This is a genomic window from Acidovorax sp. sif1233, from assembly GCF_019218755.1.
Lineage (GTDB): Bacteria > Pseudomonadota > Gammaproteobacteria > Burkholderiales > Burkholderiaceae_C > Acidovorax.
Genome location: NZ_JAHUWZ010000005.1, coordinates 41,158 through 54,735, shown reverse-complemented (window position 1 = coordinate 54,735; position 13,578 = coordinate 41,158). Strand labels below are relative to the sequence as shown.

Annotated in this window: 12 protein-coding genes; 2 read left to right on the top strand and 10 right to left on the bottom strand. The window is 67.7% G+C overall.

All coding sequences use genetic code 11. From position 1 onward, the window contains the following. Positions 1–35: 35 nt before the first annotated feature. The 9 genes from KW843_RS17150 to dinG all read right to left on the bottom strand — a co-directional run bounded on the left by KW843_RS17150 (position 36) and on the right by dinG (position 7,551). On the bottom strand, positions 36–302 hold the full coding sequence (locus KW843_RS17150; RefSeq protein WP_218296375.1) for a DUF3297 family protein: 267 nt from the start codon (positions 300–302) through the stop codon (positions 36–38). A gap of 158 nt (positions 303–460) precedes the next feature. Beyond that, complete coding sequence (locus KW843_RS17145; protein WP_218296374.1) at positions 461–1,072, bottom strand: PolC-type DNA polymerase III; 612 nt, start codon at positions 1,070–1,072, stop codon at positions 461–463. 126 nt (positions 1,073–1,198) lie between these two features. Further along, positions 1,199–1,966 (bottom strand): hypothetical protein, encoded by a 768-nt coding sequence (locus KW843_RS17140; protein WP_218296373.1) that lies wholly within the window; start codon positions 1,964–1,966, stop codon positions 1,199–1,201. Positions 1,967–2,043: 77 nt separating this feature from the next. Continuing rightward, on the bottom strand, positions 2,044–3,291 hold the full coding sequence (locus tag KW843_RS17135) for a PHB depolymerase family esterase (RefSeq protein WP_218296372.1): 1,248 nt from the start codon (positions 3,289–3,291) through the stop codon (positions 2,044–2,046). A gap of 34 nt (positions 3,292–3,325) precedes the next feature. Next, positions 3,326–3,754 carry a CopG family transcriptional regulator gene (locus tag KW843_RS17130; RefSeq protein ID WP_218296371.1) on the bottom strand — a complete coding sequence of 143 codons (429 nt, stop codon included), beginning with the start codon at positions 3,752–3,754 and terminating at the stop codon, positions 3,326–3,328. Positions 3,755–3,916: 162 nt separating this feature from the next. Then, complete coding sequence (locus KW843_RS17125; RefSeq protein ID WP_218296370.1) at positions 3,917–4,165, bottom strand: hypothetical protein; 249 nt, start codon at positions 4,163–4,165, stop codon at positions 3,917–3,919. Positions 4,166–4,212: 47 nt separating this feature from the next. After that, entirely contained in the window at positions 4,213–4,716 is a 504-nt protein-coding gene (locus tag KW843_RS17120) for a pyridoxamine 5'-phosphate oxidase family protein (RefSeq protein ID WP_218296369.1), read from the bottom strand. Between the two features lie 170 nt (positions 4,717–4,886). Then, entirely contained in the window at positions 4,887–5,243 is a 357-nt protein-coding gene (locus KW843_RS17115) for a zinc ribbon domain-containing protein YjdM (protein ID WP_218296368.1), read from the bottom strand. A 133-nt stretch (positions 5,244–5,376) separates the two neighbouring features. After that, positions 5,377–7,551 carry an ATP-dependent DNA helicase DinG gene (gene dinG, locus KW843_RS17110; protein ID WP_218296709.1) on the bottom strand — a complete coding sequence of 725 codons (2,175 nt, stop codon included), beginning with the start codon at positions 7,549–7,551 and terminating at the stop codon, positions 5,377–5,379. 138 nt (positions 7,552–7,689) lie between these two features. Here dinG and KW843_RS17105 point away from each other — a divergent pair, with 138 nt between their 5' ends. Next, complete coding sequence (locus tag KW843_RS17105) at positions 7,690–7,986, top strand: hypothetical protein (RefSeq protein ID WP_218296367.1); 297 nt, start codon at positions 7,690–7,692, stop codon at positions 7,984–7,986. A gap of 12 nt (positions 7,987–7,998) precedes the next feature. On the opposite strand, the gene KW843_RS17100 is transcribed toward KW843_RS17105, so the two are convergent. Further along, positions 7,999–8,553, bottom strand: coding sequence for an HAD family phosphatase (locus KW843_RS17100; RefSeq protein WP_255594801.1), 555 nt, complete (start codon positions 8,551–8,553; stop codon positions 7,999–8,001). Positions 8,554–8,967: 414 nt separating this feature from the next. Here KW843_RS17100 and KW843_RS17095 point away from each other — a divergent pair, with 414 nt between their 5' ends. Then, complete coding sequence (locus tag KW843_RS17095; protein WP_218296366.1) at positions 8,968–13,545, top strand: carboxypeptidase regulatory-like domain-containing protein; 4,578 nt, start codon at positions 8,968–8,970, stop codon at positions 13,543–13,545. Positions 13,546–13,578 lie beyond the last annotated feature (33 nt).

Genomic DNA, 13,578 nt, shown 5'->3' with positions numbered 1-13,578 from the left:
CAGATACCGGCGCGGCGCGGCCGCGCGGGGCGATGTCACTTGTAGAAAGCCTCGACCTTGCCCTTGAGCTTGATCATCAGCGGGTGGCCCTTGCGGTCCACCGTCTTGCCCGCGGGCACCTTCACCCAGCCTTCGCTGACGCAGTATTCCTCGACATCCGTGCGGTCCTTGCCGTTGAAGCGGATGCCGATGTCGTGCTGGAACACCGCGGCCACATGGTGCGGGCTGCGCGGGTCCACGCTCAGGTGGTCGGGGAGTGGGGGGCGGCCGGCGGCGGCAGCGGCTGGGGTGGTGTCGGTCATGCGGTGGTCTGGTTGAAAAGCGAAAGCGCGGATTTTCCGGGATTTGGCCGGGGACCCGGATCAGGTGCCCCCTGGGGCACGGCTGGAACATGAATGAAAATGCCTTCTGGCGCACTGTGGATAAGCGCAGCATGCTATCGAATATGTAGCAAACGCATTCAGGGCGTGGCGTGCCGCGCGAGCAGCGCGCCCACCGCGGGTTTGGCGCAGCGCTGCACCAGCTGCAGCAGTGCGTGGCTGGGTTCGGCCACCCGCCAGCGCGTGCGCAGGTCGTGCTGGATGCGCGCGAGCAGCGCGGCGGCCATTTCGGCATCGGCCAGCGCCCGGTGGGCCTGGCCCGTGCGCGGCAGGCCGTGGTAGTCCACCAGCGTACCGAGCTTGTGGCTGGGGGCCTGCGGGTACAGGCGGCGCGACAGCAGCACGGTGCAGGCGAAGGGGTGCGGCGCGGCCACGCCGGCCCGTGCCAGTTCGGCCTGCCAGAACTTGCTGTCGAACGACGCGTTGTGCGCCACCATGGGCGCATCGCCCACGAAGCGCGCGGCATCGGCCATGACGCCTGCGGCCTCTGGGGCCGCGTTCACCATGGCGTTGGTGATGCCGGTGAGCTGGGTGATGAACGGCGGAATCCACGCGCCGGTTTTCAGGAGGCTCTGGAAGCGGTCCACCACCTGGCCTTTTTCCAGCAGCACGATGGCGACCTCGGTCGCGCGCGCGCCCTGGCCGGGCGAGACGCCGGTGGTTTCAAAGTCGATGACGGCGATGGGGGGCATGGGTGTTCCGAGGGACAAGGCCGTGCGTCAGCGGCCCCCATTGCGGGCCGCAGCGGATTGTGCCGGCGGGCCTGCAGGATAAACCGAACCCCGTGCCGGGCCCCGGGGATGGTCGGCTGGGAACGGCTACGCCGTGAAGGTGTAGTCCACCGGCACGCGGTGTTCGTAGACCGTCTGGCTCGACGCATTCTTCATCAGCAGCCGCAGGCCCGTGACCGCGCAGGGGTCGATGAGGGTGAAGTGCCTGTGCACGGTCCCCGCGCCGTCCAGCCGGCCCGTGGTGCCCTCGTAGGTCATGTTGGCCTGCGTGTCGGGAATGACCCAGATGTCCAGGCCTTCCTCCGCCTGGATGTCGTATTCGACCTCGACATCGATGCGGGTGCCGGCCTTGACCGTGGCGGGGGACGCAATGGACAGACGGATGTCGGTGATCCGCGATCCCTTGCCATCGTTCCTTTGCGCCTCGTCCAGCACCGCGTCCTCGTAGGTGAAGTCCACGGCGATGGCCTGGTTGAACACCTCCACGAAGTCCCGGTTCTTGATCACGATGAACAACTCGCGCACGCTCCCCGCCTGCGTGAGGTGCACGGAACGGCTCACCCGCCCGGAGCCCGGGTTCAGCATGTCGTGCGAGCCTTCGTAGAGGGAGTCGTAGGTGGTGTCCAGGATCTTCACCCACGCATACAGCGGCTCGCGCGGCGCGCCGTAGCGGTAGTCCAGGGTCACGGTGATCGGCGTGTTGGCCTGCAGCACGCTGCCCGAGGGGGGCGCGATGGAGACCGCGGTGATGCGCAGGTCGGTGCGGGTGTTGTCCTGGCGCCCCGAACGCCGCAGGGCGTAGAAGACCAGCCCGATGGCCACCAGCCCCGCGACGGTGATGTAGACGTTCTCCATGACGGATTCCTCTCCCTGGATGGCTTTCGCACCGTGTTGTTGTGCTGGATGAAGGTGGCGCTGCGCTCCCGGGCAAATTATGGCGGGGTGCCGGCCAGTCCCCGGGGATGCTCCAGGAAGAACCGCAGCATCTCCCGCGTGGCCGATACCCCCCGGGGGTCGGTGTGGCTGCCCTGCGCATGCCCGCCCGCCCAGGCATGGCCGCCGCCATGCAGCACCCAGTGCTCCGCCACCGGCGCGCCTGCGAGGCCATACACCGTGCGCGTGTAGCCCTGGCCACCGGCCGACTGGCCCTGGTGCGTGCCCAGCTCCACGGTGCCCGGGGCGCTGGCCCGCGCCGCCTGCACCAGCTGCTCGCCGTTGCGGGCGTGCACGGTGGTGTCGGCATCGCCGTGGAAGACGATCAGGGGCGCCGCCGCAACAGCCCCCGGAGCCGGGGTGCCCGCCGCCGGCCTGGCGCCATGCTTCATGGCCGACAGCGCCCCCATCACGTTGTGTGCCGCGCCGGCCTGCAGGCCCGAGTGCACGCCCACGGCCGCAAACACGTCGGGGTACTCGCGGCCCAGCAGCGCGGCCATGGCGCCGCCGGCCGACAGGCCCGCCGCGTAGACGCGCCGCGCATCCACGGGGTGGCGCGCCATCACGTCCTGCACCATCGCCACCAGCAGAGCGGGTTCGCCGCCGCCCCGGCGCTGGTCTTCGGGGCGGAACCAGTTCCAGCAGCCGTTGGGGTTGGCGCTGTGGGGCTGTGCGGGGTACAGCACCAGCGCGTTGGCCGGGGCGGCGGCGGCGTTCATCCCGGTGCCGGTGGCGAAGTCCACGGGGTTCTGCGTGCAGCCGTGCAGCATCAGCACCAGGGGCATGGGCGTGCCGGCCCCCGCGCCGGGCGGCACGTACAGGTGGTAGTGGTGCGGGTTGTGCGGGGCGCCAGGGTGGCTGAAGGCGACCGCGGTGAAGCTGTCCGGGGGCTCGGCGGCGTGCGGCGCGGCGGCCGCCGGGCGGGCACCCGGCCCGGACGGTGGGGCGGGCCGGGCCGCGCCCGGGGGGGCTTGCACGGTGCCGCGCTCGACCACCACCGCGTCCTCCACGTCCTGCGCCGCGCTGCTGCGCCACGGGGTTCCCGTGCGAAAGGCGAAGGGGGCTGCCGGTGCCTGCACCGGGGCGGGGCCCGCGCGTTCCGGCGGCGGCGCGGCGGGCCCCGGCGCCGTGGCCGAAGCGCTGCCCAGCGCCTGCTGGATGGCCCGCGTGGCATCCGCCAGCTGGCCGCTGCGCACCAGGTGGGTGGCCTGACCCATCAGCTGCTTGAGTTTGAGGTTCCAGTCCATGGGGTTCTTTCGTGGTGGTGGTGGTGGGCCGCGCTCAGCCAATGCGCCCTGCCAGGGCGGCCTTGACCGGGGCGCTGGCGTGAAACGCGCCCAGCACCGTGATGGAGGCAATCGTGGCCTGCGCCAGGGTGGGCGGCACGTCGTCGTCGATGCTGACCAGGCCGAGCACGCGGATCTCGAGCACCTGGCCCGCTGCCTGCACGGCTTGCAGCTCGGCGCGGCCAAACCGCTGCAGGCCCAGCACAAGCATCTTGCGGGCCACCACCTGCCGCACGGCGTCGCCCTGGGCGGCCAGCTGCTGGCGGATGGCCGTGCGGATGAAGTCGGTGCGGTTGGCATAAAACCCTTCCGACACCAGCAGGTCGATGTGGCCCAGGTCGACAAAGCCCAGGTTGATCGTGATCTTTTCGGAATCGGGAATCTTGCCGCGCACGGCCAGGGACGAAGCGGGAGCTGGGGTCATGGGGCCCTCCGTGGCCGGTGGTGTGGATGATTTCCATCCATATGGATGGTGCATGGATGGTATATGGATGGAAATTTTTTTGCTTCAAGGGCCACGCGCAAAAGAAAAGAGCCCGAAGGCTCTTTGCGCATGGGTGCGAGCGGTGCCGGTGCCCGGCGGCGCTCAGCCCGCCCCGCGGCTGCCCGCCGGGCCGCTGCTGCCGGCGGCGCCCCGGCGCGACTGCGCCTGGTTGCTGCTGCCCAGGTGCGTGTCGCGGTCGCCCCGGCTTTCGGGGGTGCGGCGGCCCTGGTTGATCTGGGTGGTGGGCTTGTCGCCCGTGCTGTTGTGGGCCTGGGCGACCTTGCCCGAGCCCTCGGTGTTGTCATTGCCGCCCGATGGGTCTTCCTCGCGGCGGTTTTCCTTGCTGCTCATGGAACCTCCTGGAATGGATGGTGAAGAAAAAGTCGTGGCGGTGCCGTTCACGGCAGCGTCAGTTCCTTGTGCTCGCCCAGCTGGCGCGGGGGCTGGCCGGTGACGGCCGCCTTGGCCATCTTGAACAGCTGCACCATCTTGCTTTCGTCCACGTCCCAGTATTCGGCATGGCGGATGCGCACGGCCAGCAGGGCCAGCTCCGGATCGGTGTGGCCGCCCGGAAACCATGCCTGGGCCGCGGTCGACCACAAGGCTTCCTTTTGCGCCAGATCGTCCACGAAACGCGCCTGGCCCGAGAGCGAGACATAGCTGTCCGCGCCGGGGTCGGCGTACGAGACGTTCACCTCGCCATCGGTGAGGAGGCGCTCGTACAGTTCGCCGGACTTGGGGATGAAGAAATAAAGCTCCGCCTGTTCGTCCATGCGGCGGTTCTGCGTGGTCAGCGGGTGGGCATGCAGCATGCCGCTGGCGGTGCGGTGGGTCAGCATCCCGAAGCGGATGTCCTTGATGAGCTTCCACAAGGTGTCGTGGGCGGGGGTGTCGTGGGGCATGGGCTCTCCGTGCGGTGGTGAATGGGGGAAGGGGTCGGTGCTTCCATTCACTCTAGGCAGGGTGGCGCGCGCACCGTGTCGGCCCGCCGCCCGCCGGGGCGTGGGTGTTTATCTGACACCGCCGCGCCCCGCGCCCTGTATCGCGGGCGGGGGCCCGGGGCCGGGCCCGATCAGGCCTTTTTCAGGAACTCTGACTTGAGCAGCATGCTGCCCAGCTCCGTCTTGCAGTCCACGTTGTGGCCGTCGGCGCCATCGACGAGGCGGATGCCCTTGATCTTGGTGCCCTTCTTGAGCGTGGATGAGGACCCCTTGACCTTGAGGTCCTTCACCAGGATCACCGCGTCGCCATCGGCCAGCGGGTTGCCGTGGGCGTCCAGCACGGCGCCGCCGCCCTCGGGCGCGTCGGCCTCGGCGGATTCGGCTGCCTGGGGCCATTCGAAGGCGCAGTCAGGGCAGATGTAGTGGTTGCCGTCGGGGTAGGTGTTCTCCAGGCCGCATTGGGGGCAGGCGGGGATGGCATTCGTCATGGGGTTCTCGCTGGGGATGGCAAATGGGGAGGAAGGGAGGGGCAGCACGCGCATGGGACGGGTCCAGCCCCCGGCCCGTGCCGCCGTGGCGCCCGCTGGTGGGGAGGGCGCCGCAGGCGACTCGGGGGGCATCCTACAGGGGCGCGCGTTGCTCCAGCGCAAAGGGCGGCAGGCCCTTGAGCAGGCGCTGGCCGTAGCTCGTGCGCATGAGGCGCTTGTCGTAGCAGTAGACATGCGCCTGGTCGTCCTCGGTGCGGATGGCGCGGCCCACCCACTGCGCCAGGCGGATGGCGGTGGCGGGCACCACCAGTTCGCTGAACGGGTCGCGGCCCACGGCGCGCAGCCATTCGGCGCGGGCCTCTCCCACGGGGTCGTCGGGCGGGGCAAAGGGCAGCTTGGTGATGAACACCGACTCGCACAGCCGCCCGGGCAGATCCAGCCCTTCGCCGAACGACTGCATGCCGAAGATGACCGAGGGCTCGCCGTTCTCCACCCGTTCGCGGTGGCGCTTGAGCAACTGCGTGCGCGGCAGCGCGTTTTGCACCAGCACCACGCTGCGCATGGCGGTGGGCAGCGCATCCACGGCCTGGCGCATCTGCTCGCGCGAGGTGAACAGCACCAGCGCGCCGTACTCTACCCGTGCGATGTCGTGCAGCAGTGCATCCACCATCTCGGCCGTGAACTGCGCGGCGTTCTTGGGGTCGGCGCGCGTCTCGGCGGCGATCAGCGTGCCCTGGGCGGCGTAGTTGAAGGGGCTGGGCACCTCCAGCGTGGTCGCGGCCTCGTCGCCGTGCAGCCCGGCCTCGCGCAGGAAGAAATCGAAATTGCCGCAGCTGTTGAGCGTGGCCGACGTGAGCACCGCGCCGCGCACCGCGTTCCACAGGTGGTTGCGCAGCGTGGTGCCCGGCAGGATGGGGCTGGCGTGTGCCTTGACCACGATGAAATCGCCATCGACCTCCAGCGTGAACCACTTGGCCGCAGGCACGAAGCTGCGGTCTGCGCCCTGGGGGGCCTCCTGCAGCAGCAGCTGCGCGGTGGCGTGCAGCTCTTCCAGGCGCGGCGCCAGCATGCCGATCTGCGCATACAGCGTGGACAGGCGCTTGGCCTCCTCGGGCTTGTCGCGCATCTCGGCGCGCAGGGCCTTGCTGATGGCGCGCAGGGCTTCGAGGAAGCCGTCGGCGCTGGCGGCCAGCAGCCCCAGCGGCGCGGTGAGCGGCTCGGGCAGCTCGCCGCGCGGCACCCGCACCCGGGCCGGGCCCCAGGTGTCCTTCTGGCTCTTGAGCGCGGGGCCGTACACGTCCATCACGATGCGCGCGAGGTCCTGCAGTGTCTGCCGCAGCTGGGCCGCGTGGCGCGGGATGTCGGCGATCTCCTCCACCTCCAGCAGCGCGCCGATGCGCAGGCCCCGGCTGGAGAGCCGGTCGATCCACGCCAGGCGCGACAGGTCCATGCTGCAGGCGAACTGGTCGAGCGCCGTGGCGGGCAGGTGGTGGGCCTCGTCCAGCACCAGGAGGCAGTTGTCCAGCTCGGGCAGCACGCGCGCGCCCAGCGACGACAGCAGCAGGTCATGGTTGGCCACGATCACCTGCGCGCCCACCAGCTCCTTGCGCTTGTCGTAGTAGGTGCACTGGCTGAAGGCGGGGCAGTGCTTGCCCGTGCACGACGCGCCCTCGGCCGCCACGGGGCTCCACACCTCGGGCTCGGGCGGGGTCTCCAGGCTGTCGCGGTCGCCGTCCCAGGCGCCCTTGGCCAGCGTCTGCGCCATGGCGCCGTAGAACTGGATGCGCGCCTCGGTTTCCTGCCGGGGGCGCTTGGCGCGGGCGGCGGCCTCCTCCTCGGCGAACAGGTCGTCTTCATCGGACGCCTCGGCCTCGCCCGTGCCCGCCAGCCGGTCGAGCTTGAGCTTGCACACATAGCGCCCGCGCCCCTTGGCCAGCGCGAACTTGAAGGGCTGGGGCATCAGCGCGGCCAGCGCCGGCAGGTCCTTGTTGACCAGCTGCTCCTGCAGCGCCACGGTGGCGGTGGAGATCAGCACCCGCGTGCCGCGCGACAGCGCCAGCGCGATGGCGGGCGCGCAGTAGGCCAGCGACTTGCCCACGCCCGTGCCGGCCTGGATGACGGCGATGGAGCGCGTGGGCGCCGCCTCACCGCCCTCCTCGTCCACCTTGCCCAGCGTGGCGCTGCTGAACGTGCGTGCCACCTGCTCGGCCATGCGCCGCTGGCCGTCGCGGCTGCGAAACCCGGGCGTGGCCTGCACCACCGCATCGAAAGATTCAAGGGCCTGCGCGGCCCACACCTGTTGAGACATACAGTAGTGTCGCATGGGTTGGCGCCTGCGCCTTCGCGGCCAGCGGCCGCTTCACCCGGCGGACAGATGGCGCCGGGGACTACACGGCGGCTCCGGGGGCTTTCCTACGATGAAGCCCTGTACCGCAGGAGAGATCACATGCCCACCGCCAGCACCCCGGACCACCCCAGCGCCGCCCCCACCGGCCAGCCCAGCGTCAACACCACCACGCCCCAGTCGCCCGCCACCGCCGGCCGGCGTACCCCACAGGCCGCGCCGCCGCCCGAAAGCGCCGACAAGCCCAAGCTGCCGCACGAGCGCGATGAATCGGTGGACATGACCCACGGCCAGCCCGATGCCCAGGTGGAGCAGGCCTACCGGGACGTGCAGCGGGGCCTGCAGGACACGGACCGGGGCCCGCCAGCGGACAAGGCCTATCAGAAGCAAAAGCAGTAGATGCTCTGCTTTTCATAGCTGCTGGCGCACATGGTTCATGCGGTGGACGCCAATCTGATTGATCCGCGAAATGTGGCGGTGGTCCCAAGCGCCGTGGGCGGCAGGCGCTACGCCACCCCGATCCGGTGAAACCAGCGCGGCAGATGGCCGGCGCCACCATCGGCGATTCGCGCACGCCATGGCATGCGCTCCAGAATTTCCCGCCGCAGGGTGCTCGAGGTCCGGGACGACGACAACCGCCACGCCGGCTGCCTGTGCGGCGCACGCTCCGTTCTCGCTGTCTTCAAACGCCAGGCATTGGGCTGGCTCTACCTCCAGCCGTGCAGCGGCCAGCCGGTACAGCGCCGGGTCGGTCTTGCTTCGCTCCACCTCGTTGCAGCCCGCCAGGGCCTGGAAGTGGTGCAGCACCTCCATGCGGCCCAGGCGGTGCTCGATCTCGTCGCGCCGTGACGATGACGCCACCATGATCGATTCCGGCAAGGCCCGGCCCACTACCTGTAGATAACCCGCCTTGGCCGGCAGGAGGCTGTGCGCCCGCGCTGCATTGATGCAGGCCCGCAGAGCCATGCGCTCCGAGTCGATGACAAGCCGTCCATGTCGAAGACGGGGGCGGAGAACCGGCGGGCGCCGTATCGCCCCGTCAGTGGGCAAAGATGCTCTGCATTCAATAGCATGTGGCGCGTTTCATCCAGGCGCTGCGGCCATTTTGGCTTGAGTTTCGGGGGGACCAGACACTCCCTCGTCACGCTGCAAATGAATGAAGGTAGCTTGAGTAAATTGGGCGCAATTTGATGATATTGAGAAAACAATATCACAAAATTTAACAACTGAATGCGCCATCGATTGCTACGCTCCGCCCCTCTTTGGTGAATGGTCGCCAAACGGAGATTTGCACTATTGGCGCTGGATGCCGGAGCTGGCGTAGATCAGTACCGGTATCCCCCACGGCGCGCGGTGTGAAGAAAATAAGAGAGGGTCCTCATGCGCGCGCCGATCACAGGGTGCGCAGTGGTTGGCTGCGTGCGACTGCTGTGCTTCGTTTTCGTTTTCCTGCTCTCCCACACTGCCTGGGCCGACGAGGCGCTGGGCCTGTCATGGTTGCAGGGGCAGGTTCAACCCAGCGGGGGTCTGGCGAGCGAGACAGGTTCTGTTGCGCTGCCCGTGCAAAGCCGCTCGGAAGCCGCCGCCACCTTGCGTGCTTGGAGCAGGCCGGTGCCGCCGGTGATGCTGGATGCGATCGCTGCGGCGAGTGACGACACCGTCGAGGTACTGGCCCGGAAGTCCCTGACAAAACAGCTCCAATCGGCCAGCACGGCCCATCTTGACGCCCTTGCGCCCAAGCAGAACGCGGATGGCGGATTTGGCGCCACGGTGGGCTATGCCAGCAATGTGCAGGACACGGCGTGGGCCGTTGCCGCATTCACGGCGTCACGCGCTTCGTATCCCGAAACCGCCGATCAGGCGCTGGCTTGGCTGCTGGCCGCGCAGCAGGCGGACGGCCGATGGGCCCTCGCCACCGATGGCGATGCGCTTCTCTCCACGGCGCAGGCCGTACAGGCGCTCCACCCCTATCGCCAGACCTCTGCGGTGGCATCGGCACTGTCGAACGCGCGCACCTGGCTGCTCGCCGAACGCGGCGCTGCCCCGTCGTGGGGCGGGTCCCTGCGCAATGCGCAGGCCCTGCTGGCGGTGCTCCCGGGGCTGTCCACGGCAGCCGCCGTGCAGCCCGCCGTAGATTCGCTCAAGGCCGCCCAGCGCGCGGATGGCAGTTGGGATGGTGACCCGTACGTCACGGCCCTGGCGCTGCGCGCGCTCTGGATCGCGGGCCAGCCCACCACGAATCCCGATCTGGCCAGCGTGCAAGGCCTTTTGGTGAGCGACACCACGGGCCAGCCGCTGGCGGGGGTGTCAGTGCGGTTGACCGGCAGTGCCCAGCCCGCCGTGACCAATGCCCAGGGGCGTTTCGAGTTTCTGCAGTTGGCTGCCGGCACCCACAATCTGGCGATCGAGGTCGCTGGATACCTTTCGCTGTCCGCGGACCTGGGGCTGCTCAAGGGCCAGCAGCTGGATCTGGGCACCATCCGCCTGAAGGCGCTCACGGTCGGCAATGCGAGCACCGTCACCATTTCAGGCGTTGCCAAGTTCACCAACGACGGGGTGAGTTTCCAGAACGCCGCCAACGCCACCATTTCGGTCGGCAGCTCGACCACGCAGACCAACGCCCATGGTGAGTACGTCCTCGAAGGTATTGCGCCCGGTGCGATGGGCCTGAAGGCAAGCTATTCGTCCTATCAAGCGGTCGAGGCCAGTTTCAGTGCCTTGGCGGGGCAGCAGGTGCGGTTCGACCCGGTTTTCCGCCGCAGCACCGCGCAAAGCACGCTCAAGGTGGTTGTAAGCAACCAGGCAACAGGCGCGGCGATTGCAATGGCCAGCGTGTCACTCAATGGCCTGATCCGCAGCACCAACGCCCAAGGTGAGGTTGCCTTCGACGCTGGCGTGGTGGCAGGAGATAACACCGTCACGGTGTCTGCCAGCGGCTTTGCAACGCGCATCATCGCCATGAACGTGCAAGGCCATCACTCCATCGTCCTGCCTGTCACGTTGACCGCAAACAACATCGGTCCCGATCAAACGGTGCTGCAAGGCATTGTTTCGGATGCCTCCACACGGCTGCCTCTGCAGGGGGTGTCCGTGGTCGTGGATGGCACCGGCCGCACAGCCACCACGGATGCTGCCGGGCGCTACACCATTGGTGGTGTGCCGGATATTGCTGGCTCACGCACCGTTTCCATGGAGAAAGCGGGCTATCAACGTTTTGAACAAGCCATCACGCTCGTGCAAAACGGCACACACCAGTTCGACGTGCCGCTGCACCCCAGCGTCGACCCTCAGCAACCCATCGCCATCCAGGCCACCGTCACTGACACAGCCACCCACCAGCCCATTGCAGGTGCCACGGTGACCCTTTCGGGCAGCAACCCGCAGGTGCTGCAGACCAATGCCCAGGGTGTGGCGGAAATCTCGGGCCTCAACGCGGGGGCTACCCAGGTGCAGGTGTCTGCGCCCGGGTATGACAACGTGGCCTTTGCGGTGGATCTGGCGGCGGGAACGCGGTACGTGCTGCCGGTGGAAATGACCCCCAAGGTGCAAGGGCAAGACCGCATATACGGGGTGGTGCTCGATGCCCAGAGCCAACGCCCGGTGCCAGGGGCCAAGGTGGTCCTGGCGGGGGTCAGCCTGCTGGAGACCACCTCGGGGGTCGATGGCCGCTATGAATTTGCCAACATCACTGCGGGCCGCTGGAACCTCGCGGCAAACGCCCCCGGCTACCAGGGCAGCAGCAGCGGCTTTGACATCGCCACGAGCACCGCCATCAACCTGCCGCTGAAGCCGGACTATGGCCTGGAGGCCAGCAACACCCTGCGAGCCGTGGCAGTGGGGCATCCGAACTACCCCACGACCTCTGCGGGACCTGTTGGATACCTCTTCATATTTGGCGAGCAAGGCACCACGGGCCAGGTTGTGAGCAACGACGGCGCCATCAACTACAGCTTTGTTGTTGGTGCCAGCGGCGTAGCGGAACTCATGGTGCCCAACAACCAGTTTCTGCACGAGGCGGGCAAGGTAGTGGACAAGGCGCTGCAGGTGTACGCCAGCAAAGGGGTGAGCGCGTATTTCCTGAACCGCGAGATGTACACCACGGACATGTCGTACCTGCTTGACGTCACGGCGTTGGGCCTGGAATACCGCATCGTCGACTGGAACCATGCGTACAGCGTCATCCAGTTTTCACTGACCGCCGTGGAGGACGGCACGGTGGCCACCGTCACGCCTGCCAGCAGCCTGACGACGGGGCAGCCTGCGAATGTTCCCTTTGACGTGACCCTGCAAAAAGGCCAGTCCGTGATCTACACCGCCTACTCCGGCAATGAAATCACGGGCACCCGCATACAAACCAACAAACCCGTGGCGGTATTTGCGGGAGGGCAATGCGCCAACGTGCCACTCCATGCTGGCTACTGCGACCACTTGTTCACCCAGTTGCCGCCTGTGAAGCACTGGTCCGCTGAGTATGTGGCGCCCAAAACAGCCAACACCGGCGCAGCGGGCAACCTTGTTCGCATCGTGGCCAACACCGCTGCCACCCAAGTGCGGGTGAACGGTGCGCTGGTGGCCACCCTGAATGCGGGGGAGTTCCATGAGGTGACTGACGCGGAGAGCCTTCACATCGTAGCCTCCGCTCCCGTGCTGGTGGGGCAGTTCCTGAAGGGGTCCACGATCACGACCGGAGGAGTGCTGGGGGACCCAGCTTTTACCTACGTGGGCGGGATCGATCAAACCCTTTCTGACTACGTGTTCACGGCGCCGACCAACCTTTCGCCCTACAAGGAAAACTACCTGAACATCGCAATTCCGACCCCTGCGATGAACAGCCTCCAGCTCAATGGCCTGCCTGTGGATGTGTCTGGTTTCACAACCTTGGGTATTAGCGGCTACAGCGTGGGCCATGTCGCGATACCTACCGGCCCAGGGCGCATCAAGGCGGCCAAGCCGTTTCTGGCCACCATTGCTGGCTTCAGCCGAGACGACAGCTACCTCACCATCATCGGGGCCAAGTACTCCGCCGGGGCATCACCCGACGACATCGTTGCGCGTGTCAGTGCCAGCACGGACAAGCCCTCTTACGCCGCCAATGCCGCGGCGCAGCTGGGCGCCTCCGTGCTCAACCTCGGCACGACATCGGCGGCGTTGACGCTCGTGCTGCGCATCCATGACGCCATCGGGGTCGAAGTTGCGCGATTTGCCCCGCACGAACTGGGTGACGTGGTTGCGGGCGCAACGCTGCCGCACAAGCAGCCATGGAACACCGCGCGCTACCCGGCCGGAACCTACACACTGGTCGCCACACTCCTGAACACCCAGGGCGAAACAGTGGACGTGGGCAGCACATTGTTCGCCATCGTTGCAGATGCACCGCAGGGCGCCGGCAAGGCTGCGCTGACCGTGGCGGTGGACAAGGCTCAATACGCACCCAATGACCGCGTACGCATCAGCAACCTGGCCCGCAATCTCACGGTAAATGTGCCAGTGGACAACGCCCGTGTGCGCATTACCGTGCGCAACCCCAACAATGCCGTGGTCTACACCCACACCCACCTGCTGGGCCAACTGCAAGCCAACGGTCTTCGGTCCACAGACACCCAGCAAACGCTTCGAACCGCGATGGAGGGAATCTACACGGTGGAGGCCCTGCTGATCGGCAGCGGCAACAACCTCAAATCGGCAACTGCACTGCCCACAAGCCAGGCCAAGGCGTATGACGTGGATGTGGACCTGGCAACGGCGACGGTTACCTACGTGGTGTGGGCCAATGCGCCAGGGGGGCCTGGAGGCCCCGGTGGCCCAGGCACACCCGGCGTCACCAATTCCATCCCCGTCAACCAGCCGTGGTTTCTGTGGCTCGCCGGCGTATTGCTGGCGGTGGTTGCCGCGTATCGCCTGCGGGCTAGCTCCTGCCAGCCTGGCCTCGCATACCGCCAAGGTGGGGGGGCGCAATGACGCAGTTGCGAAACCCCGTTGCCGCCACCGGGC